A 25,691-nucleotide genomic window follows, 5' to 3' on the forward strand; every position below is an offset into this window, starting at 1 on the left:
TAATGTTTGATATAATTTTTTTAGTTAAATAATTTTTTATAAATTTGCAATAAATACATGGATTTTTTAAGAAAATTGTAATTTAACTAATATGAACTATCAACTGGACGAAATAGACAAGAAAATTCTTGATTTCTTAGTCGAAAACACAAGAATGCCTTTTACAGAAATTGCAAAGCAGATGGATGTTTCTGCTGGAACAATTCACGTAAGAGTGAAAAAAATGGAGGATGCAGGTATTATTTTGGGATCATCTCTTAATATCGATTATGGCAAGCTGGACTATCACTTTACAGCTTTCATTGGGATCCTTTTGACAAAATCAAACCGCACTCAAGAGGTATTGAAAGAATTATCAGTACTTCCAAACGTAATCGAAGCAAGCGTTATTTCCGGAAAATATAATATTTTCTGTAAAGTAAGAGCTAAGAATACGGAGGATGCGAAAAGAATTATTTATCAGATAGACGACATTCAGGATGTAATGAGAACCGAAAGTATGATCTCCATGGAAGAGTACTTGAGCGACAAAAACAGATTGATCAACGCTATTTCTATATAATTCAAATTCTAAACGAATATATACCAAAGAACTTATGAATATATTCATAAGTTCTTTATTTTTGTACCTATGGAAGAATACAGTTACTTTGACGAGGATCCAAAGAAAGGATGGGGTTTTATTTTAGCATTCGCAGCATTGATGCTGTTCACAATTATGGGGCTTGGAATAGATGTGGATGAATATCTCCAGCATGAATTTCTTCAGATTCCGAGATGGTACTTTTTCGTTATCTTTTCCATTGATGTCCTGATGATGATCGGGTTGGTCCTGATGTTTTTCTACAGAAAAATAGGTATCTTAATGTTTCCTGCACTATTGGTCCTGCATTTCTTTATGCATAACTATTATCTGTCTACATTTTTATATACGGATGTCACCAATCTGTTTCTGTTCACTGGCTTTGGAATGCTTGCCATTATACCAAAATGGAAATTTTTCAGATAAGAATTGTTCTGAATATTTAGATTTTTAATTGTTGCGTATAAAAATGTAAAGCCTGCTGTTTTAAAGGGTTTTTACTCCAGGCTTCCCACTTTCCTGTATACGGATCATAACCGCATTTTAGCGGCTTTGAAAGGTCTGATCCATTGTTGTCTTGATGGGTTTGCTCTGTATAAGCTCTGCAGTCGGTACAGATATATCTGAATTCACAGTCTTTACAGACTTCTATCTTATCTTTGGTAATGTTCCAGTATTTTTTAAATCCAGGCTTCATCAGAGCTTCTTCAAGAGTACTATCGTTGATGTTTCCAAAATGATCAGCCATTAGCGGACAGTTTTTAATGTTACCGTTGCGATCTATTCCTATCTTTTTATGGAGACAGGAATTGTAGTTGAGTGCTTCTGAAACTTTTGGAAGATTGGTGTTGAAATACTTAAGATCTACTTTGCCGCAGGAGGATATTTTAAGATTTTCCCGGCTAAATTGTAAGCTGAATCTGAAAATATCTTTGGATTTCACTGGAAACTTAGGACAGCTATGGAACACTAAACTATAAATTCTATTAAGTGTTTGATGGAGGCTGCTGATAAAATTTTCATTCACATCATCATGGAATGGCGAAAATATTTCAATTCCGTTTAAAACAGAGCCTTTAAATTGGTCATCAATGTCCTGAAATTCTTTGAGCGAAAGTTTGTTGTGACAGTAGATAACAAGATGTTTTACCCCAAGATTTTCCACAGACTGTTTTATTTTATCCAGAACTGCAATATCATTGATTTCTATGAAAACATTAGAAATTTCATGGGGTTCATAGAATGTATAGGAGAGTGGCGGAAAATTCTTGTCCCAATCTCCATCGGTCATAAAACCATATTCTTTTTTAAGTAACATATCTATATATTCCCTGATAAACAGTCTGGATTCTGCATCATAAACTTTCAGAATATTTTCAATTGATTGATTCTTTAGTCCTTCTATAACTTCATGCAACTCCAAGGGATACAGATCTGAAGTATTTCTCTGAAGATCTGAGATTAGAATCCGGCTGGCTCCTTTTGTAACCAGAATGTTACTGAATAAATTAAAATATGTCATAAAAGTCTTGTGAGCTGTTTTAAAGGTTTTTCTCTAATATGATGTTCTGTCTGGTATTTTTCAGAAGGTACAAAGTATAACATGTTGCTATGGATTTTACCTGCGTTTTTGGTTTTAAATATCTCGAGATATTGGAAGGTCAGAGGTAATCTGTTTTTTTCATTGTAGAGTTTTTTCATAAATATTCAGCTATTTTTTGTTCCAATGAGTAATTGCATGTATTGGACATTCCTGTAAATTGCCCAATAGGGTTGATCTCCAGAAAATAATGTTGATTTCCTTTTTTTATAAAATCAATTGATCCTGAGTTCAAATCTAAAAATTGCATCAGTTGATGAATCTTTTCTTCGACATCGATGGGAAGGTTGTAGGGAACATTTTTATTAGGCTTTATTCTGTTGTATTTTCTAAAATCTACTCTGGTTTGTTCATCGTTTTGTGAGAAAATAGCCATTGACCAGCATTTTCCGTTGAGATAAAACGTTCTCACTTCAAATTCTTTTTCAATTTTTTCCTGAAAAAAGGTGATGAAAAAATATCCGTCTTCATGTTTATCAACAACCGATGTATACATAAAACCACCGTAGTTTTTCTTGATGTCATCCAGTATGGTATTTCCATTGATTGTCTTTATGATGGTATTTTTAATTTCTGTCTCAGACGTATGTTCAGCCAGATAATACTCCGGAATATCAAACCCGATTTCCTTTGCTTTGTCAAGGACAAGAAGTTTATTGACATCGCTGTTGCTATATTTGTTAATATGTCTTTTATTTTCAAGTGTTTTTATAACATAGTCCTCAAGCCAGTGCTGGGTTTCATTCATATGCAAATGAATGGACTTATGTAAATATTTTAAACGTTTAAATGCTAATCTGCCTCTTCTGTACCAGACACTTTCTATTTCATCCAGAAAGAATTTGTTACGGGCACTTTCAAGCAAAATTCTTTTGTTTAGAGTTTTGATCTCAAATACTTCATCTTCATGCACGCGGATGAATTTTTTCTTCATTACGACCAAATGCTTAATTACTTCTATAGTCGTAATTTCATTATTTTGAGAGATAATAAGGATCATAATACATCAATGATTATTCATTTTTCTTTGGAAGTCTTTTGTGATTTTTGACGACTGTTTGAAGGTGGGAAAGCCTATCGCTTGACGGTTACGGTCTATTCTGACGGAATCTTCAGCATTAAAATTCTTGTCATAATGCGAGTATATACCGTAAATAGGTTCTAAATGATGAATGTATTGGTATTTGTCTACCATCTCAATATAATCTCTTGGGGTACATTCACCCGACCTTACATATTCCAGTAATTTTGTCTTGAAATATTCATAATACTCCGTTCCTGCCATATGATTGAGAAGAGTGCCCATAGACATGAATTGGTCATTGTTTCCAGAGAGGCCTATTTTTTGCCTTGAGGGGAAACCATAATTTTTGAATGTCCAGATCAAAAGCTCAGCATTTTTTTTATCATCTTTTACTACAGTTGGGCCCACGCGGGCATTATATTGGTCTCTGGCAGATGCAATACTGAAAGAATCTATCAGTACTTTATTTAAGCTTTTTTTCCATTGCAGAACTTTTCTTTCAACACCAATACTGTCAATGCCATACTTTTCATAGAGTTTGAAAAAATCCTGATCTTCTCTTTTATATTTCCAGTTGGGTGCCGACTGTGCTATAAGTTTGTCCAGACTTTTTATGCCTCCAAACTTTTTATGGAATTTATCTGCATATCTTATGTAGACCTCGTATTCTTCCATACGTTCATTTTGAGAAGGAGGATATTTCCTGAATAGCTTTTTATACTGCCTTATCGTTGCTAAAGTATCTTTGTCAACTCTTTGCATGCTGTCAATGGCATATACTTTATGGTAATAATCTATGTAATTCAGATTTTTACTTTTACACGAAAGAAAAGCTATTCCAATCAGGAATATAAAAATGATTTTTATATATTTCATTGGCCTATTTTTTATCTAAAGAAAGAGGGGGGGAGTTCCCCCTCCTTATATTTAGTCAACTGTTATTGTCGCAACATGTTTTCCGTCATTACAGATCGCTGTATCTCCGGTATTTCCTGCATTACCATTGGGGCCTGTTTCTGAAGTTGTTCTGATGCTCGTTTCAGCTCTTCCTCCGGTAATATTTCCGGGATTGTTCAGTTTTTTGTTTTCTAATGAAGAAAATCCGTTCTTCATTCCTTGAAGCTTTTTCATAATTGAATAATTTTTTAATTAATATTTGTGTTGTCATGTAAACCCTGACCCGGTTTTTTATTCTTCATCGCATCCCATACTGTACACTTACGGGTGAAATGTTGAATATCCAATCAACGTTGATGATTTCAAAACTATCAATAATTAAATCTCTATTATGTGAGTATTACTGTGGATTTTTTGCGAATTTAGAAGGGTTAAATATTGGGTTGTACACATTAAAATAAATCTTAAAAATGTTTACTCTATAAAATTTTATCAGTTGAAAAATTCATAATATAGAATTGGTGTCGCAAAACTGAATTGCTAAATCAATCCTCATATATTTTTAATGTATACAGTAATTAGGTACTATACATACAAAAAAATTAGTGTACACCATGCAGAAGATCGTGTTTAAAAGATTTATTTTTTCATCTATTTTTGTATATTGATCCCCATCATCAGCACCAAAATGACAAAATCAACGTATGCAAAACCTCAAAAACCTCAATACTGAGTTAAAAAATCATCTTGAAGAATCTAAAAAACGGCTTATTAATGATATTGTACAAATTCTTAAAGGAGAAAATGTAGACTATCTTGAAGGCAAGCATAAAGTGGATACCAAAGCTCTGTATTTTGAATATGAGTATGATAATCTTGACATTGTAGCCTGGGCTGTAGATAAAAACGGAGAAATCATTACAGATATCCTGAAACTTCCAGGCCAAAGAAAAAAGCAAATGGGGAAAAACGAAGACTGGGATTCATTTTTGCCTGAAAATATAGGGACCGCAGCTTCAGACTTCCAGGATCGCCATGAGGACGATGATGATTTCGATGACTTATGGGATGAATATAACGAAGAAAAATACGAATTGTTTGAAGACTGGTTCTGTACATGCTGGAAAGAAGCCTCGGCCCAGACAGAGACCAGGGTACACGCTTATTTCTCTGTTCATGATACCTACTTCAGAACAGATCTGGATACCTTAAAAACTATTAATGATGATGAGATAGCAGAACGCTATATATCCAAATAAAACAATTAAACATTAAAATACATCACTATTTATTATGAACACTTATCAATTTTACAAGAAAGAAGAGAACCTTTATGTTTTTAAGAACCAGCCGATATTTAGCTTTATATTGGCCATCATTATGTTCATTGTTGCAGGAATCTCTTATAAAAATAATATTCCTTTACTGGGCTTATTCCTGGTTGCTGTTGGAGCATTGATCATCGCGAATTTCTTTGCCAGAAAGTTTGTGATTGATACGCAACAGCAGACCATTACCTGCAAACCAAGTGTTTTTGTTGCTTCAAAGACCTATTCTTTTCAGGACTTTACTCATTTTCAGGTGTTGGCAATGAAGTATCTTGGTTTCCTGACAACCAATGTATTCCTGAATATTTATTTTGATATGAATGGAAAAGAGCAGAAATTTATGATAGGACAGGCTCTTACTCATAAAAGCATCCAGAAAATGGTCAATGAAACTGAAGATATCATGGGTCTAAATGAAAACATGCGATGAATACCAAAGACCGATATAAATTTGAGGATAACGGAAGTGAAATAAGTTTTATGCCTGATTACAATTTCCTGCGTACTTTAAGATGGTGGTTGGGGGCTGGCATTCTGGCTATTCCGGTGCTGTATTATTTCAGAAATATATTATCTGAAAATGCCTTTACCATTGCTTCTGTGATATGGATAATCTATATGGTTTATTTTCTGTGGGATCTTATTTTCAAAGTTCCTGTAAAATATATTTTTGATAAAAGGGAAAAGATCATCTACAGGAAATTATTCTTTACCAAAAACATCATGAACTTTGATGAAATGACTTATTTCATTAATGATGAAAGCGGAGGATATTACTATGTTATCGGGAAAAAAAGAAACCAGTTTGTGAAAAACTACAGGATCAGTAGCTATTTTTCAGGTTCAAAATCATCCAGAATAAAAGAAGATGAATTTCTGGAAAATATCTTATATCCGGTACTTGATGTGCTTGATATTCCGATCAACAGACCTCAATAATCATCTTAGTTGTAGAAAGACCAGAATTACTTATAAACGTCAAAATAATTACTGAGACCATTCTCTCCTCCGGAGGGGTGTCAAATCTTTGATTTGACGGGGTGGTAAAACAACTCGGGCTGTTTCTTTGAAACAGCCCGAGTTTAGTTATATGATATAGCTTATCCTACTTATCTAAAATTCTCTTCACGGCTTCTTTCACAGCAGCAGCGTCGATTTTATATTTCTTCATCAATTCTGCAGGCGTAGCAGATTCTCCGAATGTATCGTTTACCGCAACAAACTCCTGTCTTGTAGGTCTTTTTCTTGCAAGCATTCCTGCAACAGATTCTCCTAAACCACCAAGATAGTTGTGCTCTTCAGCAGTAACAATCTTCCCTGTTTTTTCAACTGATTTTAAGATGATTTCCTCGTCCAGAGGTTTGATCGTGTGGATATTGATTACCTCACAAGAAATGCCTTCTTTTTCAAGTTCGTCAGCAGCGACAAGAGATTCCCAAACAAGGTGTCCCGTTGCAACGATGGTTACATCAGTCCCTTCCTGAAGCATAATTCCTTTTCCAATTTCGAAAGGCATATCTTCCGGAATAAACACAGGAACAGTAGGTCTTCCGAATCTTAAATATACAGGACCTTCGAAGTCAGCAATAGCAAGCGTAGCTGCTTTAGTCTGGTTGTAGTCACAAGGGTTGATTACCGTCATGCCAGGAAGCATTTTCATCATCCCGATATCTTCCAAAACCTGGTGAGTAGCACCATCTTCACCTAAAGTAAGACCAGCGTGAGATGCACAGATCTTTACATTTTTACCTGAATAAGCAATTGATTGACGGATCTGATCATACACTCTTGAAGTAGAGAAGTTCGCAAACGTTCCTGTAAAAGGAATTTTTCCTGTAATGCTCAAACCAGCAGCAATACCCATCATATTAGCCTCTGCAATCCCTATCTGGAAAAATCTTTCCGGAGCTTTCTCGATGAATTTCTCCATTTTCAAAGAACCGATAAGATCTGCACAAAGTGCCACTACATTAGGATTTTTGTCGGCAAGTTCTGCTAATCCAGCTCCAAATCCTGAACGCGTATCTTTTTTTTCTGTATATGTATATTTCATTTTTTTCTTTACTAAAGTTTTTAATAATTGATAAATGATAGGTCAACGATTTAAAAACGGTCATCATTTATCATTAATCATTGATTATTAATAATCAGCAGGAGCTTCCAGATATAATTGTTTGAATGCGGTATCCAGCTGCTCGTCATTTGGAGCCTTCCCATGCCATGCATGTGAACCCATCATATAATCTACACCGTAACCCATCTCTGTATGAAGAATAATGACTACAGGCTTTCCTTTTCCTGTCTCAGTTTTTGCTTTCTCAAGAATTGCAGTCACAGCTTCAAGATCATTACCGTTTTTCTCTTCTAAAACAATCCATCCGAATGCTTCAAGTTTAGCATGTAAATTTCCTAAAGTCAATACATCATCTGTATCACCATCGATCTGACGTCCGTTATAATCAATTGTTGAAATAATATTGTCAACTTTTTTAGCTGCAGCATACATCAAAGCTTCCCAAACCTGACCTTCCTGAAGCTCGCCGTCTCCGTGAAGCGTGTAAACAAGAGAATTGTCTCCATCCAGTTTTTTACCCTGAGCTACACCAAGTGCTACAGAAAGTCCCTGACCAAGAGATCCTGAAGCAATTCTGATTCCTGGAAGGCCCTCATGAGTAGTGGGGTGACCCTGAAGTCTAGAATCCAGTTTTCTGAAAGTTTTCAGCTCTTCTACAGGGAAAAAGCCAAATCTCGCTAAAGTAGAATAGTAAACCGGTGAAATGTGCCCGTTTGAAAGATAAAAATGATCCTCGTTCTTGCCTTCCATAGTGAAAGGAAGATGATAATTCATTACCTTCCCGTAAAGCGCTGTAAAATATTCTGTACAGCCTAAACTTCCACCCGGGTGCCCTGAATTGACAGCATGAACCATTCTTAAAATGTCTCTTCTGATCTGCGTAGTAAGAGATTTTAACTCTTCAATACTTTTACTCATTATATCTGATTTATTTACACGCGAATTTACAATTTTTTACCGGCTTACGGAAATGCAAAAATCCGGACTCAGGATCCGGATTTAGAATTATTTCTTCGAAATACTGATTTTAACAGCCTTCGTTAAGGTATACTGAAATTTGTGTAACGATGTTGTTAACAAATTTAAAAGAAAGCTGAGTTCCCGCATCCAGATCTTCTAAAGTGAAATACCCCGTATCTTTAAGACGCTTTTCTCCCTTTTCATCCCAAGCAGGATGCACGGTAAAACTCGGATAATTTCTATAGGCATTCATCAGGTCATCTCTGGTATTTCCTACTCCGATTCCGCTTTTTGTTTTGAATTTTTGGCTTGTGGTTGTCAGTCCCATAATACTGACCACATTAGGTTTTGCTTCGCTGATATAGTTCTCGTAGAGATCAATCAGGATCAACTCTCCATTATATTTTACATTGTTCTTGATCAGCCCGTCTGTCATTTTCAATGCGGTACCTGCTGTCTTTTCAGCTTCCGCTTTTTCCATAAAGACTTTGTAGGGCCCCATTCTTAAAGTGGAAACCTCAAAATCTTGAGCATGTACGCAACAGAATGTCAGCAGGAATAGGATAAGTGAAGTAATTTTTTTTATGATTGATGATGTTTTTGGAATAATAAGCGAGAGGCACTGATCTTATTTTTTGCCTAATGTTGTATTAATAGCTTTCTTGATCATAGGTTCCATTATGGTATAGCCTGATAGAGTAGGATGGATACCATCTTTTGAAAGTCCTTCACGCAGGCCCCCTTTTTCATCCCGCATGGCTGCATTGTAATCAATGAAAGGAAGTTTATTTTTTTGTGCATACTGTTTTAGCCTGCTGTTCAGGGCATCTACTTTCTGCGCCACATCAGTTATTTCCTTACGCCAGGGGAAGGCAGCTGCAGGAAGTACAGACGCAATGATGACTTTAATTCCGTTGCTTTGGGCAATGTCAGCCATCGCTTTAATATTATTGAACGTAAAGTGCTGGTCATAAACACCCGTGTTTTGGGCAATGTCGTTAGTCCCTGCATTAATGATCACCAGCTTTGGCTTTAAAGCAACAACATCATTTTGAAACCTCAGCAGCATTTGTGAAGAGGTTTGTCCGCTGATGCCTCTTCCTGTATAATTGTTCTCAGAAAAAAACTCCGGATGGCTTTTTACCCAACCTTCGGTAATGGAATTACCCATAAAGACCACATCCACTTTTTTCTTTGTATTGAGAATGAGCGTATTGTCATCTTTATACTTAGCAAGGTTAGCAAAATCAACCGCACTTTGTGCGCTTACCAATTCGCCTGCCAGCAAGCCTAAGGCTATGAATATTGATAATTTCATATCGTTTCTTTTTAAAGTCAACAAGTGCCGGTTGAAAATATAAATGATCATCAGTGGCTCTTGATAAGATAATAATATTGATCAGACTACTTTTAAATACTGTTTATTTTTGACCAGCCACAAACCGATAAAAGTAAGCAGGCCATTAAGAATAATCAGCTCCACTCCAATTCTGTAATCGGTGTAAGTGGTAACAGCTAAATTGATTAAGTAAGTAATAACCGGTGCTAAAAGCGTCACGGCAAGAATGGAATACTTTCTTGAAATCTGAAATTTGGTGAAAATTCCGAAGGCGAATAATCCTAAAAGAGGTCCATACGTGTATCCTGCAATTTCCATGATCAGATAAACGATTGATTTATCATTCATCGCCTTAAAAACCATAATCAGGATGAAAAAAACCACGGTGAAAGTTAAGTGAACTTTCATACGAAGGTGTTTTTTCTGTTTTTCTGTTCTGGTTTTATCTTCATTAAGGTTTAATAAATCTACACAATAAGAGCTTGTTACTGCTGTCAGAGCTCCATCCGCAGAAGGAAATAGTGCCGAAATCAATCCAATAATAAAAATAATAGAAATGAACATTGGAAAATGTCCCTGAAGCGATAAAGCCGGGAAGAGGTCGTCTCCCATAATATTTTTTATATTTCCTGCAGCATCTTTAAATCCGAAAATATTCGTTACTGTTTCAGATTTTGCCAGGCCATATTCTGCGCCATTCTGTAAAGCAAAAAGATAAAGTAAGCCGCCTAAAAACAGAAAGGCAAGATTGACAAAAAGAAGTGTGCCCGCAAATGTCAGCATATTCTTTTTAGAATTCTGAAGATTATCCACAGAAATATTTTTTTGCATCATTTCCTGATCCAGACCAGTCATTGCGATGGTAATGAAGATTCCCCCTAAAATGGTTTTAAGGAAGAAGGTCTTTGAATTGGGGTCAAAATTGATAAAATGAGTATAGTTTTTCTGTTCTAATATAGTGTAAGCTTCACCAAATGAAAGATTCAGATTAGATAAAATATAAATGATACAGGCAACCAGACTGATGATCATAAAAGAGGTCTGTAAGGTATCCGTAATTACAATCGTTTTCACGCCACCTTCAAAAGTATATAAAAGTACCATCAGCAAAAGAACAAGAGCAGTAACCCAAAAAGGAACCCCCAAACCTTCAAGCAAAAAGATCTGCAAGACATTCACTACCAGATATAACCTTGCCGTAGCACCGATCGCTCTGGAAATGATGAAAAATATTGAACCTATTTTATGAGCCTCTACATTAAATCTTTTGCCTAAATAAGTATAAATGGAAGTCAGATTCATTTTATAGTAGAGTGGAAGTAAAATGGCAGCAACGATAAAGTAGCCTATAAAAAAACCAATCACCATCATATAATACTCAAAACCTCCGAAAATATATTCACTACCGGTCATCTTTCCTACCGTGCCCGGAACTGAAATAAAAGTAACCCCACTAAGGCTGGTTCCTATCATGCCGAATGCCACGAGCCACCATTTACTTTTTTTATTACCAATAAAAAAAGACTGGTTATCAGAATTTCGGCTTGTGAAATAGGAAATCACCAGAAGGCCGATAAAATAAATAAATACAAATAGCAAAAGGATGGTTCCTGAATTCATGCTGAACTTTTAAATTTTAGCAAATATAGTTTTTTTCTGTTCTGCTAAAAAAAGAAAAAGCCTTTCAGGGATGAAACGCTGAAAGGCTTGTATTGTAAGGACAACAAGTAGGACTAGTTCACCAAAACATCCTGTAGCTCCTCACTTTTCTGAAAACTTGCTTTGGCAAACGGGCAGAGAGGGATGATCTTTTTGTTGTTTTTTCTTGCGAAATCTACTGCGGCCAGAAGCATTTCTTTTCCTACACCTTTTCCGTTGTAGGCTTCTTCTACCTCGGTATGATCAATGATGAATCTTTCTTCTCCAGCCCAGGTATACGTCATCATTCCTGCGCGTTTTCCGTCTATGAAAGCTTCAAAACTTCCGTGTTTCTCGTCGTTGTTTTGTTTTACTTCGGTCATATTATGAAAATTTGGTTAGTATTTCTATATCGTTAGTTAGTATTTTATGGACAGGACAGGCATCCGCGATGGTATGTAGTCTTTTCAGCTGTTCATCATCCAGAACACCGTCAAAGGTGATCTCTCTTTGGAATACCGCTCTTTTTGTCAAAGGATAATTTTCAAGCGCTACTTCCACATGAATGTTTTCCACATCCCATTCCTTTCTTTCGATGTACATTCTTAAAGTGGCTGCAGTGCAGCTTGCCAGAGAGGTCGCCAGAATTTCCATAGGATTGAAACCCTTATTCTGCCCGCCTTTATCGATGGGTTCGTCGGTAATGATCTGGTTTTCGCCGGCCGTTACCTTAGTATAATATTTTGTTTTTCCTAAACTTGCTTTTACGGTTACCGCCATGATTATTGTGTATTGAATTTATAACTTAATGCACCCGAAGGGCATTGGTCAATTTGGTTTTTAAGTTCTTCCGGACTTGCATTTTCAGCTTTTATCCAGGGTCTGTCTTTAGGATGGTAGACTTTGGGAAGCATTTTTACGCAAACAGCCGAGTGGATGCACTTGTGAGGCTGCCAGATGACAGTGATACTGCCGTTGGGATATTCGTGAGTTTCCATATCAATTTTCTTTTAATGATTTTTCGATTCTTCGGTCCGGAATCAGCCATATCAAAGCCACGATATAATAAAAACCTATGGCAATATAGGGATAAAAAAATGAAACTGCGATTCCGAGGATGTTAAATATAATCGAGATATACTCTTTAAACTTTGAATGAATAGCTTCTTTTAATCTGGAATTTTCGCCTTCGCACCTGATAATCTGGTTCTCTAAAATAGTGTAAGCCACCGCCGCCATGATCAGACATATCCCGTAGGCTGCCACCGGATTCTTTGCGAAATGCGTCGTCCCGATCCATTCTGTAGCGATAGGCATCAGCGAAAGCCAGAAGAGCAGATGAAGGTTAGCCCACAGGATGCTTCCATTAATCTTCTTTACAGCCTGAAAAAGATGATGATGATTATTCCAGTAGATTCCGACATAAATAAAGCTGAAAATATACGCAAGGATTCTGGGTACGATAGGCTTTAGGCTGGCCCAACTGCTCCCTTCCGGAACTTTCAGCTCCAGAACCATGATCGTAATGATGATGGCTAAAACACCGTCGCTAAAAGCTTCCAGTCTTCCTTTAGTCATTGGTTTTTACTTCATCTTTGAAGTGGATGATCTTATCTTTAAGCTCCTTCAGCAGATCAGGATTAATGATGCCACTTTCCATATCAAAATTTTCATAAAACTTAGGGAGCGAGAAAGTATCTTTGATATCGGCAGCGAATTGTGGGAAAAATGTCTTCGCTGTATTCATGACATTGCCGCCGCCATAACCTCCCGGAGAAGTACTCATCAGAAGCATAGGTTTGTTTTGAAATACCTTGACATTGATCCTTGAAGACCAGTCGAAGATATTTTTAAAGGCAGCACTGTACGATCTGTTATGCTCTGCGAGCGAGCAGATAATCACATCACATGCTTCTATTTCTTTTAAAAAGTTATGGGCTTCATCCGGAAATCCCTTTTTTTCAAGGTCTACAGAAAAAACAGGCATCGTGAAATCATTCAGATCAAGCAGATTGATTTCGTCATCCTGAAAATCTTTCAGAACAAATTTGACCAGTTCCCTGTTGATCGACGTAGAAGATGTACTTCCTGCAAATGCTAATATTTTCATGGTTTTGATTGTTTAAAGACTGTTATTTTCTATTTAAAACCGACTTGGGAAGGGGAACATATTCGTGTTCGTCGCCCGGAACTAAAGGAAATGCTTCATGATTCTGATCATTCCAGTTCACTTTAGCCTGATCGATCATTTCTTTATCCGAATTCACAAAATTCCAGAATATAAAACGTTCTTCATCAAAAGGTTCGCCACCGAAAAGATAAACTGTGCCGTTTTCACTCATTTCGAATTCGCAAAGCCTGGTATCTTTGGCAATCATCAGCTGTTTAGAGCCGTAAGAATTTCCATCCGTGGAAACCGTCCCGTCAAGGACATACATCGCGGCTTCACCATAAAGATCCTTTCCGATGCTTATTTTTTTCGCTTCTTTGGTTTTGATCTCGATGAAAAATAATTTGCTATGAACCGGAACTGCAGATTTTCTTCCGAAAGCTTCTCCGGCAATCAGTTTATATTGAATACCGTCTTCTTCCCATACCGGAATTTCATCCGCTTCAATGTGATGAAAAGTAGGTTCAGTCTGTTCCAGATGTTTTGGAAGACCTACCCAGATTTGAAATCCGTGAAGTCTTTTATCGCTGTGTCTTAAATATTCAGGAGTCCTCTCCGAGTGCACTACGCCTTTTCCGGCAGTCATCCAGTTCACCGCTCCCGGTTTTATTTCAACCGCACTTCCAATGCTGTCTCTGTGAAAAATAGATCCTTCCAAAAGGTAAGTTAAGGTGGATAATCCGATATGCGGATGTGGTGGAACATCAAGATTCTGGTAATCTTTCAATTCTGAAGGTCCCATATGATCGATGAAAACAAAAGGTCCGACTGCTCTTTTTTCACGGAAGGGAAGAAGTCTTCCTACCAGAAAATTTCCTATATCTGCCGCTTTTTCTTCTATGATAAGTCCGATATTTGACATAACTAAATAATGTTTTTGAATTCTGTTTTAAGTGAGTAGAGTAGATCTTTGAATGCAGGATTAAAGTTTGTCGTATCCTTCAAATTTTTCATCAACAATACGTTTCCACTCCGAATGCTTCTTGATGTAGGCAAAAACATAAGGACAGAACGGAAGAAGTTTTTTATCATGTTCTTCAATATAAGCTAATGTTTTCTCTACAACAGCAACAGCAGCACCGGTTCCTGCCAGCTCAGGCTCTGCTTCGGTATGAACCAAAGCGATCTGATGGCCCATTTCACGATAGTCAATCAATGCATAATGTCCGTTGATTTCTATTTCAAATCTTTTTTCTGCTTTGACAAGAGGAATATTTTCGAATTCGGGTTTCATAAATTTTTGTATTCTAAGTAGGTTGGAGGATCGCAAAGACGTATAGTAGTGTTAGAACTGTGAGTCTTTGCGTTTCACTCAACATAAGTATATAAAGTTAGTAAAAAAGGAATAATGTAAGATTAAGATAAATTTAATTCTTTAATCTTCAAGATAACCGAACTTTCCGGTATTATAATCTTCAAAAGCCTGCATGATCTCTTCTCTGGAATTCATGACGAAAGGTCCGTGAGGATAAATCGGTTCATTGATAGGTTCTCCGCTGATGATCAATACGATTGAATCTTCATCAGCTTCAATGCTGAAGGTTTCGCCTTCGTTTTTAAATAAAACAAGGTGATCTGCTGCTGCTTTTTCTTCTCCATTGACCATAATGCTTCCTTCAATAACCAATGCAGCCGTATTAAAATGGGGCGGAAAGCTAAAATCAGCTTTTCCACCTGATTTCAGCTTTGCATTCATCATATTCAAGGGAGTGAAAGTTTCCGCCGGACCTTTGTGTCCGTTGTATTCTCCTGCAATAATTTCTATAAGACCGTTTTCGCCCAAATCAACACGTTCCATAGAAGAATTTTCTATAGCCTGGTATTTTGGGCAGCTCATTTTATCTTTAGCGGGCAGATTAACCCAGAGCTGGACCATCTGGAAAATTCCGCCTTTTTTAGACCATTCGGTTTCGTGATATTCTTTGTGAAGAACTCCTTTTGCAGCAGTCATCCACTGTACATCACCTTCCCCGATAATTCCTCCTCCTCCGGCGCTATCATGATGTTCTACTTTACCCTGATAAGCTATCGTTACAGTCTCAAAACCTCTGTGTGGATGAACGCCTACACCTCTCGGTATTTCTGAGCCATTGAAATGAAATTTTGAATTATAATCAAGCATAATGAACGGGTCCATTCTTTTCATGTCCAATCCCTGTATCCCTGGTATGAAATTATGAACTCTAAAACCATCCCCTACAAAATGGGCCGGTTTTGGAGCTACTATAATTTCTATTTTTTTTGCTGTCATAATATTGTGAATTTATATAACAAAAATACAGCAGCAAGAAATCAGTCACATTGATCTGTGTTAAGTTCGGTAAAGGTGAAAAAATAGAAGGAATAAGACTGGGAATTAATCCTCCTTAGATTTCATATTCTTTCCATCTGAAATATGAAGTCTTCTGAAAACAAAACCTGAGATAATAGTTAATATTCCCACGGTAAGAAAAGTGTAGCGGAAGGCATTGTGGATTTCACCTTCAATAAAGTCTGAATTTTCAAATAATTTTAAAACAATAAGCCCAAAAGCAATTCCAAATCCGATGGCCAGCTGCTGATTAACAGATATCAGTGAATTTCCGCTGCTGGTCTGGAAGTTTCTCAGATCTGCAATAGAAATGGTATTCATCGAAGTAAACTGGATTGAGTTGAAAAAACCCAGTATGGCAATAATGGGAACAAACCAGTATAAAGAAGTGTGAATATTGGGGATAGCCAGAAGGCAGATCAGGGTTCCGATGATGAAGGTATTCACCATTAAAGTCTGCCGGTAACCATACCGATCTAAAATTTTAATAACGGATGACTTTCCGAATATGGCGGTCAGAGCCATCGGAGCAATAATCCATCCGGAAGTTACTGCCGACTGTTTATAGGCAATCTGAATCATTAGCGGAAGCAATAAAGGAACAGAACTGATCCCTAGTCTGGTAGCCAGGTTTCCTACGATCCCTACACGAAATGTTCTTACCTGAAACAGATCTAACGGAAAAATAGGATTTCCACCCCGTCTTGCATGTTTGTAATAATAATACAGAAATAAGAAGCCGAGAATAAAAACAAAAAGTACCGGACTTATATTCTGCATATCTCCGAAAAGTTCCAGTGAAATGGACAACAGAAGGGATGCAGCGGCAAAAATGAGAAATCCTTTTAAATCGAAATCAACATCGGTAGATTTGTAATCGGGCATATATTTCAGTCCCAGGATCATTCCTAACACTCCAATCGGAATATTAATCAGGAAAATCCAGTGCCATGAAAGGTAGTCTACCATATAGCCACCAACCAAGGGGCCGAGTACAGGTCCAATCAATGCAGGAATAATGGCGAAGTTCATCGCTTTCAGAAGTTCGCTTTTGTCAAAAGTCTTGATTAATGCAAGTTTTCCAACAGGGGTCATCAAACTTCCCCCGACACCCTGAATGACCCTTGAAATTACCAGATGGGTGAGATTTTGTGACATGGAACAGAAGAGCGAACCTATGCTGAAAAGAATCAGGGCAAAAATAAATACTTTTTTAGTTCCAAAGCGGTCTGCCAGAAAACCGCTGGCAGGCATGAAAACCGCCAGTGTCAGAACATAGCTGATGATAGCATTCTGCATATTGAGTGGAGATTCATGAAGGTCCCTGGCAATAGAGGGCAGTGAGGTATTCAGAATCGTGGAATCCAGCATCTGCATAAAAATAGCAGTGGCCAGAATGAATGGAAGTATTTTTTTTACAGAGGTTTGTTGCGGGCTTGTTTCTGTCATTCGTTGTAGACTGGAAATCGTTAGACTTCCAGATTTATTTATGGGTAAGAAATTACTGTTTTTCAACAGTCTGATTCTTAGATGAAGAATTTAGTATAAAATTAAAAAAGTCCTGTGAATTTTCACAAGACTTTTCAATTTATTTTCTAGGTTTTTCTACTCCTTTCCATTCGTTGCCGGCTTTTCTGTACTGGCTTAAGATGAACGTTTTGAAATCTTTTGTTTTATACTCGATGTTATCAGTGTTCTGTTCGAACGGCATGATGTAATAATAATCGATATCCGTTTTGTCTGATTTGTTCCCTTTTTTCACAGTAGGAACATATTTTGAGAACTTATAGCCTGGAAGGTATTGTTTTAATCTTACGTAAAAATCTTTGTCTTCTTTTTCGTTAGGAATGATATCTACAATGTTTAAATCGTCTTTTTTCTTATCGATCCATAGATAATATGTTTTTTCTTCTCCCAGATTTCTGTTTAAAGAGTTGAAGGCAAACAATTCTTTCGGAACCAGTTCCTTAATCTTTTCAGGATCTACTTTTGTATAGAACTGTCCTTTGGATGGGTCTACATAGGTTTCAAGATTGTACATTAAAACCGAATTGTTTTCGAATTTTTTGTTCTTAAAATATTGATTTAAAGATAATTCAGCAGTGGCTCTTAGTTCTTTTCCTCTGTCATCTAATTTTTTGGTAGGATTCTGAGGATTTACTTTTTTCACGAACTCATATAAAACAATTGGTTTTATATCTTTAAGGTGAGGATACGTTTTAAGCTGCTCAGCTTTTACCAGCCAGTAGAACTGCTGATAATAGTCATCCTTATCCTGATCTTTTACAGTCTTATAAGATAAAGCAAGCTTTTTTGAATTTAAGTATTTGCCATATTTTCCCTGTCCGAAAGCAAAACTGATGGATAGTAAGGCAAATAAAACAGTAAGATTTCTTCTCATTTTTTTATAATTGATATTTTCGTTGTCCAAATATAATTATTTCTGTGATATTATTTTTGATTGTCAGTTAAATTATATTATATTATTAACGTTTATTCAAAAGAAAATCCTGTATGGCTACAGGATTGATAAAATTTTTAGCTTTAGAAACGAAAGATTAGAAGTTATACGGAAAATGTTAGAGATGAGATTTCAGAATTGACATGTTACCTGTCACGCATCATTTATGCCTCACTTCCATATGACGTTTCATGCACTTTTACCGCTCTTCCGCTTGGATCATTCATTTTTTTGAAAGCTTCATCCCATTCCAGAGCAATAGGAGTGGAGCAAGCTACTGAAGGTACTGATGGAACTGTTGCTGCTGCTGTTTCACTTGGGAAATGAGTTTCGAAAATGGTTCTGTAACGGTATTCTTCTTTGTTTTGAGGGGTGTTGAGCGGGAACCTGAATCTCGCGTTGGTCATCATTTCATCAGTGACTTCTTTTTCAGCAACCTCTTTTAAGGTATCGATCCATGAATAGCCTACACCGTCTGAAAACTGTTCTTTCTGTCTCCATACAATGGATTCCGGAAGGATATCTTCAAAAGCTTTTCTTAAGACCCATTTTTCGATTTTTCCTTCTGAAACGTTGATCATTTTATCCTTTGGATTAACGTTCATGGCAATGTCCATGAATTCTTTATCAAGGAAAGGAACCCTTCCTTCAATTCCCCAGCTCATCAATGCTTTGTTAGCTCTTAAACAGTCATATAAATGAAGTTTACCTAATTTTCTTACTGTTTCATCATGGAATTCTTTCGCATTGGGAGCCTTATGAAAATATAAGTATCCTCCGAACAGTTCATCTGAACCTTCTCCGGAAAGAACCATTTTGATCCCCATAGATTTGATCACTCTTGCCAAAAGGTACATCGGGGTAGATGCTCTAATGGTGGTTACATCATAAGTTTCGAGGTGGTAAATCACATCCCGTACGGCATCCAGCCCTTCCTGAACGGTGAAATTAACTTCATGATGAACGGATCCGATATGGTCGGCTGCTTTTCTTGCCGCTGCCAGGTCAGGAGATCCTACGAGTCCTACGGCAAAACTGTGAAGTCTTGGATACCATGCTTCCTGGGTGTCTCCACTTTCAACTCTTTGTCTTGCAAATTTTGCAGTAACCGCTGAAATCACAGATGAATCCAATCCTCCGGAAAGAAGAACGCCATAAGGAACGTCGCTCATCAGCTGTCTGTGAACGGCATCTTCAAGGCCTTTTCTTATTTTTGAAATATCGGTTTCATGATCTTGTACGTTGTCAAAGTTTTCCCAGTCTCTTTTATACCATTGCTGAAGCTCAGATCCGTCAGGACTGTATAAAAGATGTCCGGGAAGGAAGGTTTCAATGGTTTTACAGATTCCCTCCAGTGCTTTTAATTCAGAAGCCACATAGAAGTTTCCGTTTTTATCCCATCCCTGATAAAGAGGGCAGATACCCATATGGTCACGGGCGATCAGATAAATTCCTTTTTCTATATCGTAAAGAGCAAATGCAAAAATTCCGTTAAGCTTTTCAAGGAAGTCTTTTCCATATTTTCTGTACAATGCCAGAATCACTTCACAATCCGACTGAGTCTGGAATTCGAAATCGGGAAATTCTTCTTTTAATTCTCTATGGTTATAGATTTCTCCGTTTACCGCCAAAACTACTTTTTCGTCTTTGGTAAATAAAGGCTGTTTTCCTGAAGTAGGATCTACGATTGCCAGTCTCTCGTGAGAGAATACGACTTTGTCATCCTGAAATACACCGCTCCAGTCCGGGCCCCGGTGACGGATTTTTTTTGACATTTCTAAAACCTGAGGTCTTAATATTTCGGTTTTTTGTTTGGCATCAAACAAACATACTATTCCACACATATTGTTACTTATTTGAAGCAAAATTAGCTTTGATGTTTAAAAATAACAATAAAAAATAAATAAAAGTTAATATTTTTAACTTAACAATTTATTTTATAGAATAATATTAACTATTTGAGCCGATAATCACATATTTAATTAATTTTTTTCGCCGGGCAATAAAAGCATTTATTATTCTATACAAAATTAAAATGAAATAATTAATAATATATGGTAATTTATTATATGAATTTTAGCCCTTACTTTGTCGCTCGAAATAATTTTTTTTCATCATTTGTGTTTTTACCTTCTTGCAATTCTCTTTGCAAGAAGGTTTTGTTTTATTGGGACCCAAGCAAAACTCCTGAGACATTCCACGAACTGAAACTCGTGCCTTCTGCGGCTCCCTGAGGGATCTTCACATGTAGAGTATGTTTTCCTGCTTTCAGGTCTCCAAGAGGAATGAAATTAGGATTGGTAACGGTCCCCGGACACCAGTTGGATCTGCTGAGGTCTGATGAAGAAAGTCCATCCGGAAAGTTACCCGATGCAGGATTGTACAATCGATAAGAACCGCAGTCTGACCTCCAGGGAATAAAAGAAAATGTCATTTTGCCATCTAACAGTATAGAATTAATTTTAGGAACGAATTCATCACCGTTTTCCCAGCCTCCATGTCCCGTGGTAATATATCTGAGCTGAGCATTTTTCAGGTCTTTTTTCAATGTAAATTCTACAAAAAGACCTTTATCCTGATCGAACATCGTTGAATAATCCTGACCCGCCATTTCCATAATATTTAAGGTATTGAAAAGAGGAATTGCCATATTGTTTTTGTAAACAGTCTGGTCACTTTTATGGATCGTGATCTCAAGGCTTACTTTATGACCGCCTTTATCGTAATTCCCGATGAAAGCTCCTACCCAGAGTTCTTTGTCGGAAAGAGAAGGTTTAAGTTCTGTAATATCCTGACGGTACGGGCTAATGGTCTGCCAGTCTTTTCCTTTTAATTGGATATGATTGAATTTTTGAATTCCGAAAGCGGTAAAAAAACGCATCATTTCTATAGCGGGACTGTAATTTTCAGTTGTTGTTACCCCATAATATTGTTTTCCGTTTCCATTCTCATAAACAGGGAGTGTTTTTGCACCTTTTTCCAGTCCGTCAAAGAAAGAAGAAGCTTTGTCTTGAGGAATAAAAAACACAGTTCCGGTTCTGTCGTAGGCATCACCGTTGGATTGTTGTTTAACTTCAACAAAAATATTTTCACCTTCTTTGATCGCAGGAAATTTTATTTTTTTCAGGATAATGGTTCCGTTAGCATATTTTCTAACGTTTTCATTTGATTTTGATTCATCAGAAAAATTGATCGTTTCATTTTCGAAAACCTTTAATGTGGTAAAACGGCTTTTCCAAAGAAGATCTTTATATCCTGAAAGATCGGTAGACTGTACTGAACCTTTTATGATAGAATCAATATCCGTTTTTTTTATTTTCTTGATAGAACTGGCAGTGATCAGTGAATTTTTATTTCTTTCAATCTCTAAAACAAAGCCTAGATTTTGCCCTAAAACAGAGGGGCCACCATTGATTTTTAAGTCATTGGTATACCAAATTTCTATCGTATTTGAATTGATTTTTGTGATTGCTTTCTTACAATGATAGCCTAAGATTCTTTTTGTTTCATTCGTTAATTCAAAGGTCTGTTTTCCTATAGATTCTGCATCCGAAGATGAGATGATGTCTCCAGGCTTCAGGAAAGCGTAAGAAACCACAGTATTAGACGGTTTTTCTATTTTGGTGATCTCAAACGGATAATCACTTTTCTGTTCCCTGATCGCATTACTAAGGATGAAATTTTCTTTGCTATCTGCCCAGACAAGAGTAGGGGACTGCTCTGTAAGAACTTTTCCGTTGTAAGAGCTGGTGTATAGGATCTCATAGGTCTGTGCATACGCAAGACCGCATAAGAATAATGCAAAGAAGTTGAATAGCGTTTTTATATACATAGGTACAGGTTTTCTGCAAAGATACTATCTATGATCAGTTTTCAGAGCTTTAAAAGCTTTTACTATTATAAGTAGGGATTAGTATCCTGGATGTTACAGACGGGTTTATACTATTTTCAAAAACTTATATTTTATGGGAATTTTCAACAAAAAAAGCTGCCCTGAAATAGAGCAGCTGTATATTTTTATATCGATGTTGTATTAAGAAACTCTTTCGATCAACGCCATGTAGAATCCATCATAACCCTGACTAGGCATTACTTTGTCATCTTTAACCATTTTGTATCCCGGGTTGCTTTTCAAAAATTCTTCTACCTGTAAATTATTTTCAGAGGGTAAGATCGAACATGTCGCGTAGACCATTTTTCCGCCTACCTTAAGCATTTTGGAATAATCCTGAAGGATTTGCTGCTGCTCTTTTTTGATTCTGTCGATAAAGTCCTGATCAATTTTCCACTTACTGTCCGGATTTCTCTTAAGAACACCAAGTCCTGAACATGGTGCATCAATAAGAAGTCTGTCTACTTTATCATGAAGACGCTTGATCACTTTGTTATCAGAGATCATACGGGTTTCGATATTATGGGCTCCTGCTCTCTTGGCACGACGTTTCAATTCGGCCAGTTTCCGTTCAAAAATATCTAAAGCTACGATCTGACCTTTATTTCCCATCAACGCAGCTAAGTGAAGTGTTTTCCCTCCTGCACCAGCACACGCATCTACCACTCTCTGGCCTTCTTTTACATCCAGGAAATATCCGATTTTCTGTGAAGAAGCATCCTGAACCTCAAATAAACCTTCTTTGAAAGCTGTGGTAAGAAAAACATTCTTCTTTTCCTCAAGCTGGACAGCGTCTGGATAATTTCTTACCGTGTATGCTACTACACCTTCGTCTGAAAGGTCAGAAATAAGCTCTTTAGGAGTTGTTTTTAAGCTGTTTGCTCTTAGCACCGTTGGAGCCTGCTCATTTAAAGCGTGCATTTCTTTTTCCCAACCCGGTCCTAATTCTTTTTCTAAAGTTTCAGCCAACCAATCAGGAATAGAATGTTCAATGGCTTTCGTAGGAACGGTATTCTTTTTAAGTTTGGTAAGAATGTCAGCGATCTTGATTCCGTCGAATTCTTCAAACTTTTTATAATTGGTCTTGCTCCAAAGCAGGTACGCCATCATCAGTTTATAGATGTTGGTAGGTTTTACCCCCTCACCCATATAGTATTCAAGACGTTTTTTCCAGCGGATAATATTATAGAAAATCTCAGAAACAACGGCTCTGTCCTGGCTTCCCCATTTTCTGTGGGCTTTTAAAAGTCTTTCGATGACCTTATCGGCGTATTTATTTTTCTCGAAAAATGTTTCCTGTAAAGCATCGTGAATTCCGATCGCTAAGTTTCTGTGAATAAGTTCCATAAATTTGCTTCGCTGTTTGAATTTGCAAAAGTACGAATTATAGTTGAGAGTTAAGAATTGGGTTGAGGAGTTTGAGAATAGTAGGGTGTTGGGGTTTTGGAATCTGTCAGTTGGAAAGGAGTTGCTTGTTGACCGTTGCTTGTTCGTAATAGTTAAGCTTAATTTCACTTGAAAGACAAAATTCACCATTGACGGTTTCAAATATTCGTGTCAATCTGATGTGTGAAATTCCGGTTCTTGCATCTTTTTTCTTATATCTGCCATTCACTCTTCATTTGCGAAACAAAATTCACCATTGCCCTCTTTTCCTCACAGTCTGATGTCTTGTGTCTGAAATCTGAAGTCTCAAATTTCCCTTTATCCCAAAAATCTTACCTTTGCAAAAATCAAAAATATGAGTGATACTGTACTTTGTCCGAAATGCAGCTCTGAATTTACTTATCCGAGCGATAATATGATGACCTGCTCTCAATGTTTTTATGAGTGGAATCCTGAAGAAACGTCTGCTGAAGCATCTAATGACGGAAAAATCCTGGACTCAAACGGGAATGAGCTTCTGGATGGGGATTCTGTGGTTGTTATTAAAGACCTGCCTGTAAAAGGAGCTCCAAAACCTGTAAAAGCAGGAACTAAAGTGAAAAATATCCGTTTAAGACCGGATAGTGATCATAATATCGACTGTAAAATTGATGGTTTCGGTTCTATGGCTTTGAAATCAGAATTTGTAAAGAAAGCTTAAGTCCTTGGGCAATCGCCTTAGTGAAGTTGATATTGCTTACGGTCATTAATAAAGAAAGGAAAAGATTGGACAGTGTAATCTTTCAAAGACTTAATTGCAGGGATGTGCTAATGTCCGTCTTAGGGCAGAAAGAGAATTAACCAAAAATTTCCTTATGCTGTGGAAGTACAAATGTAAGAAAAAGTTTTAAACAGCTTCTTATATTTGTACTTTTTTTTATCCAGATATTCGTAATAAGTGTAAGTGAATGTAGGAGTTACGTATTTTAAATTGTAAGTTTTAGTCAATGGTAAAGGGGTTCTCCGGAGGTGAATATCTCTGCTTAAACCAATGAAATTTTAATAGTTCCTTCCACCTTTTCGTCTGTATACACGATAAGTTCTTTGTTGTGTACTTTGATCTTGTTCCAGTAATGGTTTCCTGCAAATCTGCTTTCAAGAAGTTCGGCATCAATACCATCGTCGGAAATTTTTATTTCTTTAGGATAGTATGAAAATTTAGACAGTTGAAATGCGGTCTTTTCTTCTTCACTGAAAATATTAACTTCTCCAAAAAGTTTGGCTACATAAGAATTATAAGGATGCCTGTAGGTTTCTTCCGGGCTGTCGTTCTGAATCAGTCTTCCCTCTTTTAAAATAACAATCTGATCCAGCCATGGCATAATATCCTGAAGTTCATGGGTTGAAATGATTAGGGAAATCTGATGCTGTTTCACATATCTGAAAAGTCTTTCACGAAGTTCTATTTTTCTCGGAAAATCCAGATTGCTGAAAGGTTCATCTAAAATGAGCAGTTTGGGTAATACCGAAAGGGCTCTGGCAATGGCCACTCTTTGCTGCTGACCTCCACTTAAATATTTAGGAAGGGTATTGGCAAATTCCTGAAGCCCTACCACTTCCAGAAGTTCCATGACCGTTTCTTTTTTTTTGGCTAGATTGATATTAGATATGAATTTTCCTACATTTTCGGCAACCGTTGCATAAGGCATCAGGTCAAAATTCTGAGCTACCAGTTTCATTTCAGCTTCTCCGGGAACAAGATTTCCTTTGGGTCCCAAAAGCTTCGTTCCGTTAAAAACAATTTCACCGCTTTCCCAGTCGAGGAGGCCATAGATAAGGTTCAGCATGGTAGATTTTCCACATCCGCTTTCTCCCGCCAGTGCAATGATTCTGCCTTCCTCAAAACCCAGATTAAGGTTCTGAAACAGGGGATTATCTTTGTTGTGGGAAAAATATAAATTGTTTATTTCTAAAAGCATAATACAAATGTAAGGTTTTTATGAAAAAATAAAATTTTTTATTATATTAGCAGAAGTAATAAAAATATAT

The 25,691-nt window shown here is 36.9% G+C and carries 29 protein-coding genes; 6 read left to right on the plus strand and 23 right to left on the minus strand.

Annotated features, from left to right (window positions below):
- Nucleotides 1-91: 91 nt before the first annotated feature.
- Both BUC06_RS10230 and BUC06_RS10235 read left to right on the plus strand, forming a co-directional pair.
- Nucleotides 92-562, plus strand: a complete 471-nt coding sequence (locus BUC06_RS10230) for an Lrp/AsnC family transcriptional regulator (protein ID WP_034703315.1) — start codon at nucleotides 92-94, stop codon at nucleotides 560-562.
- A gap of 69 nt (nucleotides 563-631) precedes the next feature.
- Nucleotides 632-1,009 carry a hypothetical protein gene (locus BUC06_RS10235; protein WP_073333380.1) on the plus strand — a complete coding sequence of 126 codons (378 nt, stop codon included), beginning with the start codon at nucleotides 632-634 and terminating at the stop codon, nucleotides 1,007-1,009.
- 16 nt (nucleotides 1,010-1,025) lie between these two features.
- On the opposite strand, the gene gwsS is transcribed toward BUC06_RS10235, so the two are convergent.
- The 4 genes from gwsS to BUC06_RS10260 form a co-directional block, all read right to left on the minus strand.
- Nucleotides 1,026-2,105, minus strand: coding sequence for a grasp-with-spasm system SPASM domain peptide maturase (gwsS, locus tag BUC06_RS10240; protein WP_073333383.1), 1,080 nt, complete (start codon nucleotides 2,103-2,105; stop codon nucleotides 1,026-1,028).
- 175 nt (nucleotides 2,106-2,280) lie between these two features.
- On the minus strand, nucleotides 2,281-3,183 hold the full coding sequence (gene gwsG / locus BUC06_RS10250) for a grasp-with-spasm system ATP-grasp peptide maturase (RefSeq protein ID WP_073333388.1): 903 nt from the start codon (nucleotides 3,181-3,183) through the stop codon (nucleotides 2,281-2,283).
- A 6-nt stretch (nucleotides 3,184-3,189) separates the two neighbouring features.
- A complete protein-coding gene (locus BUC06_RS10255; RefSeq protein WP_073333391.1) occupies nucleotides 3,190-4,083 on the minus strand; it encodes a hypothetical protein in 894 nt (297 codons plus the stop codon).
- A gap of 51 nt (nucleotides 4,084-4,134) precedes the next feature.
- Entirely contained in the window at nucleotides 4,135-4,338 is a 204-nt protein-coding gene (locus BUC06_RS10260; protein WP_073333393.1) for a hypothetical protein, read from the minus strand.
- Nucleotides 4,339-4,808: 470 nt separating this feature from the next.
- Here BUC06_RS10260 and BUC06_RS10265 point away from each other — a divergent pair, with 470 nt between their 5' ends.
- The 3 genes from BUC06_RS10265 to BUC06_RS24115 are packed head-to-tail and all read left to right on the plus strand — an operon-like array spanning nucleotide 4,809 to nucleotide 6,371.
- Complete coding sequence (locus tag BUC06_RS10265) at nucleotides 4,809-5,363, plus strand: hypothetical protein (RefSeq protein ID WP_073333396.1); 555 nt, start codon at nucleotides 4,809-4,811, stop codon at nucleotides 5,361-5,363.
- A 34-nt stretch (nucleotides 5,364-5,397) separates the two neighbouring features.
- Nucleotides 5,398-5,862: a hypothetical protein gene (locus BUC06_RS10270; RefSeq protein ID WP_073333398.1), complete on the plus strand. Its 465-nt coding sequence runs from the start codon at nucleotides 5,398-5,400 to the stop codon at nucleotides 5,860-5,862.
- Nucleotides 5,859-6,371, plus strand: coding sequence for a hypothetical protein (locus BUC06_RS24115; protein ID WP_228423692.1), 513 nt, complete (start codon nucleotides 5,859-5,861; stop codon nucleotides 6,369-6,371). The genes BUC06_RS10270 and BUC06_RS24115 overlap by 4 nt, the downstream gene beginning before the upstream one ends.
- 166 nt (nucleotides 6,372-6,537) lie before the next feature.
- Here BUC06_RS24115 and BUC06_RS10280 read toward each other — a convergent pair whose 3' ends face one another.
- The 18 genes from BUC06_RS10280 to BUC06_RS10365 all read right to left on the minus strand — a co-directional run bounded on the left by BUC06_RS10280 (nucleotide 6,538) and on the right by BUC06_RS10365 (nucleotide 23,624).
- Nucleotides 6,538-7,485: a transketolase family protein gene (locus BUC06_RS10280; protein ID WP_073333401.1), complete on the minus strand. Its 948-nt coding sequence runs from the start codon at nucleotides 7,483-7,485 to the stop codon at nucleotides 6,538-6,540.
- A gap of 87 nt (nucleotides 7,486-7,572) precedes the next feature.
- Nucleotides 7,573-8,427 (minus strand): transketolase, encoded by an 855-nt coding sequence (locus tag BUC06_RS10285; RefSeq protein ID WP_394363681.1) that lies wholly within the window; start codon nucleotides 8,425-8,427, stop codon nucleotides 7,573-7,575.
- Nucleotides 8,428-8,533: 106 nt separating this feature from the next.
- Nucleotides 8,534-8,947, minus strand: a complete 414-nt coding sequence (locus tag BUC06_RS10290) for a hypothetical protein (RefSeq protein ID WP_228423694.1) — start codon at nucleotides 8,945-8,947, stop codon at nucleotides 8,534-8,536.
- 147 nt (nucleotides 8,948-9,094) lie between these two features.
- Nucleotides 9,095-9,784 carry an SGNH/GDSL hydrolase family protein gene (locus BUC06_RS10295; RefSeq protein WP_073333408.1) on the minus strand — a complete coding sequence of 230 codons (690 nt, stop codon included), beginning with the start codon at nucleotides 9,782-9,784 and terminating at the stop codon, nucleotides 9,095-9,097.
- A gap of 81 nt (nucleotides 9,785-9,865) precedes the next feature.
- Nucleotides 9,866-11,425 (minus strand): sodium:solute symporter, encoded by a 1,560-nt coding sequence (locus BUC06_RS10300; protein WP_073333411.1) that lies wholly within the window; start codon nucleotides 11,423-11,425, stop codon nucleotides 9,866-9,868.
- A 113-nt stretch (nucleotides 11,426-11,538) separates the two neighbouring features.
- Nucleotides 11,539-11,826 carry a GNAT family N-acetyltransferase gene (locus BUC06_RS10305; RefSeq protein ID WP_034741912.1) on the minus strand — a complete coding sequence of 96 codons (288 nt, stop codon included), beginning with the start codon at nucleotides 11,824-11,826 and terminating at the stop codon, nucleotides 11,539-11,541.
- Nucleotide 11,827: 1 nt separating this feature from the next.
- A complete protein-coding gene (locus tag BUC06_RS10310; RefSeq protein ID WP_073333413.1) occupies nucleotides 11,828-12,223 on the minus strand; it encodes an OsmC family protein in 396 nt (131 codons plus the stop codon).
- A gap of 2 nt (nucleotides 12,224-12,225) precedes the next feature.
- Complete coding sequence (locus BUC06_RS10315) at nucleotides 12,226-12,441, minus strand: (4Fe-4S)-binding protein (RefSeq protein WP_073333416.1); 216 nt, start codon at nucleotides 12,439-12,441, stop codon at nucleotides 12,226-12,228.
- Between the two features lies 1 nt (nucleotide 12,442).
- Nucleotides 12,443-13,021, minus strand: a complete 579-nt coding sequence (locus BUC06_RS10320) for a TMEM175 family protein (RefSeq protein WP_073333419.1) — start codon at nucleotides 13,019-13,021, stop codon at nucleotides 12,443-12,445.
- On the minus strand, nucleotides 13,014-13,553 hold the full coding sequence (locus BUC06_RS10325; RefSeq protein ID WP_073333421.1) for an NADPH-dependent FMN reductase: 540 nt from the start codon (nucleotides 13,551-13,553) through the stop codon (nucleotides 13,014-13,016). The genes BUC06_RS10320 and BUC06_RS10325 overlap by 8 nt, the downstream gene beginning before the upstream one ends.
- A 22-nt stretch (nucleotides 13,554-13,575) precedes the next feature.
- On the minus strand, nucleotides 13,576-14,475 hold the full coding sequence (locus BUC06_RS10330; RefSeq protein ID WP_073333424.1) for a pirin family protein: 900 nt from the start codon (nucleotides 14,473-14,475) through the stop codon (nucleotides 13,576-13,578).
- Nucleotides 14,476-14,535: 60 nt separating this feature from the next.
- On the minus strand, nucleotides 14,536-14,847 hold the full coding sequence (locus BUC06_RS10335) for a GNAT family N-acetyltransferase (RefSeq protein ID WP_073333427.1): 312 nt from the start codon (nucleotides 14,845-14,847) through the stop codon (nucleotides 14,536-14,538).
- A 141-nt stretch (nucleotides 14,848-14,988) separates the two neighbouring features.
- On the minus strand, nucleotides 14,989-15,864 hold the full coding sequence (locus BUC06_RS10340) for a pirin family protein (RefSeq protein WP_073333429.1): 876 nt from the start codon (nucleotides 15,862-15,864) through the stop codon (nucleotides 14,989-14,991).
- A gap of 105 nt (nucleotides 15,865-15,969) precedes the next feature.
- The gene (locus tag BUC06_RS10345) at nucleotides 15,970-17,373 is read right to left on the minus strand and encodes an MFS transporter (protein ID WP_073333432.1); all 1,404 of its coding nucleotides are present in this window, start codon (nucleotides 17,371-17,373) and stop codon (nucleotides 15,970-15,972) included.
- 139 nt (nucleotides 17,374-17,512) lie between these two features.
- Nucleotides 17,513-18,325 (minus strand): hypothetical protein, encoded by an 813-nt coding sequence (locus BUC06_RS10350; RefSeq protein WP_073333434.1) that lies wholly within the window; start codon nucleotides 18,323-18,325, stop codon nucleotides 17,513-17,515.
- Between the two features lie 224 nt (nucleotides 18,326-18,549).
- Nucleotides 18,550-20,229 (minus strand): asparagine synthase B, encoded by a 1,680-nt coding sequence (asnB, locus tag BUC06_RS10355; RefSeq protein WP_073333437.1) that lies wholly within the window; start codon nucleotides 20,227-20,229, stop codon nucleotides 18,550-18,552.
- A 320-nt stretch (nucleotides 20,230-20,549) separates the two neighbouring features.
- A complete protein-coding gene (locus BUC06_RS10360) occupies nucleotides 20,550-22,217 on the minus strand; it encodes a GLPGLI family protein (RefSeq protein ID WP_073333440.1) in 1,668 nt (555 codons plus the stop codon).
- Between the two features lie 201 nt (nucleotides 22,218-22,418).
- Entirely contained in the window at nucleotides 22,419-23,624 is a 1,206-nt protein-coding gene (locus tag BUC06_RS10365) for an RsmB/NOP family class I SAM-dependent RNA methyltransferase (RefSeq protein WP_073333444.1), read from the minus strand.
- A gap of 394 nt (nucleotides 23,625-24,018) precedes the next feature.
- On the opposite strand from BUC06_RS10365, the gene BUC06_RS10370 reads away from it, so the two are divergent.
- The gene (locus BUC06_RS10370; protein ID WP_073333447.1) at nucleotides 24,019-24,363 is read left to right on the plus strand and encodes a zinc ribbon domain-containing protein YjdM; all 345 of its coding nucleotides are present in this window, start codon (nucleotides 24,019-24,021) and stop codon (nucleotides 24,361-24,363) included.
- 322 nt (nucleotides 24,364-24,685) lie between these two features.
- Here BUC06_RS10370 and BUC06_RS10375 read toward each other — a convergent pair whose 3' ends face one another.
- On the minus strand, nucleotides 24,686-25,621 hold the full coding sequence (locus BUC06_RS10375) for a sulfate/molybdate ABC transporter ATP-binding protein (protein ID WP_073333449.1): 936 nt from the start codon (nucleotides 25,619-25,621) through the stop codon (nucleotides 24,686-24,688).
- Between the last annotated feature and the right edge of the window lie 70 nt (nucleotides 25,622-25,691).

It is taken from the genome of Chryseobacterium carnipullorum, assembly GCF_900142785.1.
GTDB lineage: Bacteria > Bacteroidota > Bacteroidia > Flavobacteriales > Weeksellaceae > Chryseobacterium > Chryseobacterium carnipullorum.

Excerpts from the sequence above, each read along its gene's own strand:
- BUC06_RS10230 (WP_034703315.1), top strand. The coding sequence starts at position 92 with ATGAACTATCAACTGGACGAAATAGACAAGAAAATTCTTGATTTCTTA.
- BUC06_RS10235 (WP_073333380.1), top strand. The coding sequence starts at position 632 with ATGGAAGAATACAGTTACTTTGACGAGGATCCAAAGAAAGGATGGGGT.
- gwsS (WP_073333383.1), bottom strand. The coding sequence starts at position 2,105 with ATGACATATTTTAATTTATTCAGTAACATTCTGGTTACAAAAGGAGCC.
- gwsG (WP_073333388.1), bottom strand. The coding sequence starts at position 3,183 with ATGATCCTTATTATCTCTCAAAATAATGAAATTACGACTATAGAAGTA.
- BUC06_RS10255 (WP_073333391.1), bottom strand. The coding sequence starts at position 4,083 with ATGAAATATATAAAAATCATTTTTATATTCCTGATTGGAATAGCTTTT.
- BUC06_RS10260 (WP_073333393.1), bottom strand. The coding sequence starts at position 4,338 with ATGAAAAAGCTTCAAGGAATGAAGAACGGATTTTCTTCATTAGAAAAC.
- BUC06_RS10265 (WP_073333396.1), top strand. The coding sequence starts at position 4,809 with ATGCAAAACCTCAAAAACCTCAATACTGAGTTAAAAAATCATCTTGAA.
- BUC06_RS10270 (WP_073333398.1), top strand. The coding sequence starts at position 5,398 with ATGAACACTTATCAATTTTACAAGAAAGAAGAGAACCTTTATGTTTTT.
- BUC06_RS24115 (WP_228423692.1), top strand. The coding sequence starts at position 5,859 with ATGAATACCAAAGACCGATATAAATTTGAGGATAACGGAAGTGAAATA.
- BUC06_RS10280 (WP_073333401.1), bottom strand. The coding sequence starts at position 7,485 with ATGAAATATACATATACAGAAAAAAAAGATACGCGTTCAGGATTTGGA.
- BUC06_RS10290 (WP_228423694.1), bottom strand. The coding sequence starts at position 8,947 with ATGGAAAAAGCGGAAGCTGAAAAGACAGCAGGTACCGCATTGAAAATG.
- BUC06_RS10295 (WP_073333408.1), bottom strand. The coding sequence starts at position 9,784 with ATGAAATTATCAATATTCATAGCCTTAGGCTTGCTGGCAGGCGAATTG.
- BUC06_RS10300 (WP_073333411.1), bottom strand. The coding sequence starts at position 11,425 with ATGAATTCAGGAACCATCCTTTTGCTATTTGTATTTATTTATTTTATC.
- BUC06_RS10305 (WP_034741912.1), bottom strand. The coding sequence starts at position 11,826 with ATGACCGAAGTAAAACAAAACAACGACGAGAAACACGGAAGTTTTGAA.
- BUC06_RS10310 (WP_073333413.1), bottom strand. The coding sequence starts at position 12,223 with ATGGCGGTAACCGTAAAAGCAAGTTTAGGAAAAACAAAATATTATACT.
- BUC06_RS10315 (WP_073333416.1), bottom strand. The coding sequence starts at position 12,441 with ATGGAAACTCACGAATATCCCAACGGCAGTATCACTGTCATCTGGCAG.
- BUC06_RS10320 (WP_073333419.1), bottom strand. The coding sequence starts at position 13,021 with ATGACTAAAGGAAGACTGGAAGCTTTTAGCGACGGTGTTTTAGCCATC.
- BUC06_RS10325 (WP_073333421.1), bottom strand. The coding sequence starts at position 13,553 with ATGAAAATATTAGCATTTGCAGGAAGTACATCTTCTACGTCGATCAAC.
- BUC06_RS10330 (WP_073333424.1), bottom strand. The coding sequence starts at position 14,475 with ATGTCAAATATCGGACTTATCATAGAAGAAAAAGCGGCAGATATAGGA.
- BUC06_RS10335 (WP_073333427.1), bottom strand. The coding sequence starts at position 14,847 with ATGAAACCCGAATTCGAAAATATTCCTCTTGTCAAAGCAGAAAAAAGA.
- BUC06_RS10340 (WP_073333429.1), bottom strand. The coding sequence starts at position 15,864 with ATGACAGCAAAAAAAATAGAAATTATAGTAGCTCCAAAACCGGCCCAT.
- BUC06_RS10345 (WP_073333432.1), bottom strand. The coding sequence starts at position 17,373 with ATGACAGAAACAAGCCCGCAACAAACCTCTGTAAAAAAAATACTTCCA.
- BUC06_RS10350 (WP_073333434.1), bottom strand. The coding sequence starts at position 18,325 with ATGAGAAGAAATCTTACTGTTTTATTTGCCTTACTATCCATCAGTTTT.
- asnB (WP_073333437.1), bottom strand. The coding sequence starts at position 20,229 with ATGTGTGGAATAGTATGTTTGTTTGATGCCAAACAAAAAACCGAAATA.
- BUC06_RS10360 (WP_073333440.1), bottom strand. The coding sequence starts at position 22,217 with ATGTATATAAAAACGCTATTCAACTTCTTTGCATTATTCTTATGCGGT.
- BUC06_RS10365 (WP_073333444.1), bottom strand. The coding sequence starts at position 23,624 with ATGGAACTTATTCACAGAAACTTAGCGATCGGAATTCACGATGCTTTA.
- BUC06_RS10370 (WP_073333447.1), top strand. The coding sequence starts at position 24,019 with ATGAGTGATACTGTACTTTGTCCGAAATGCAGCTCTGAATTTACTTAT.
- BUC06_RS10375 (WP_073333449.1), bottom strand. The coding sequence starts at position 25,621 with ATGCTTTTAGAAATAAACAATTTATATTTTTCCCACAACAAAGATAAT.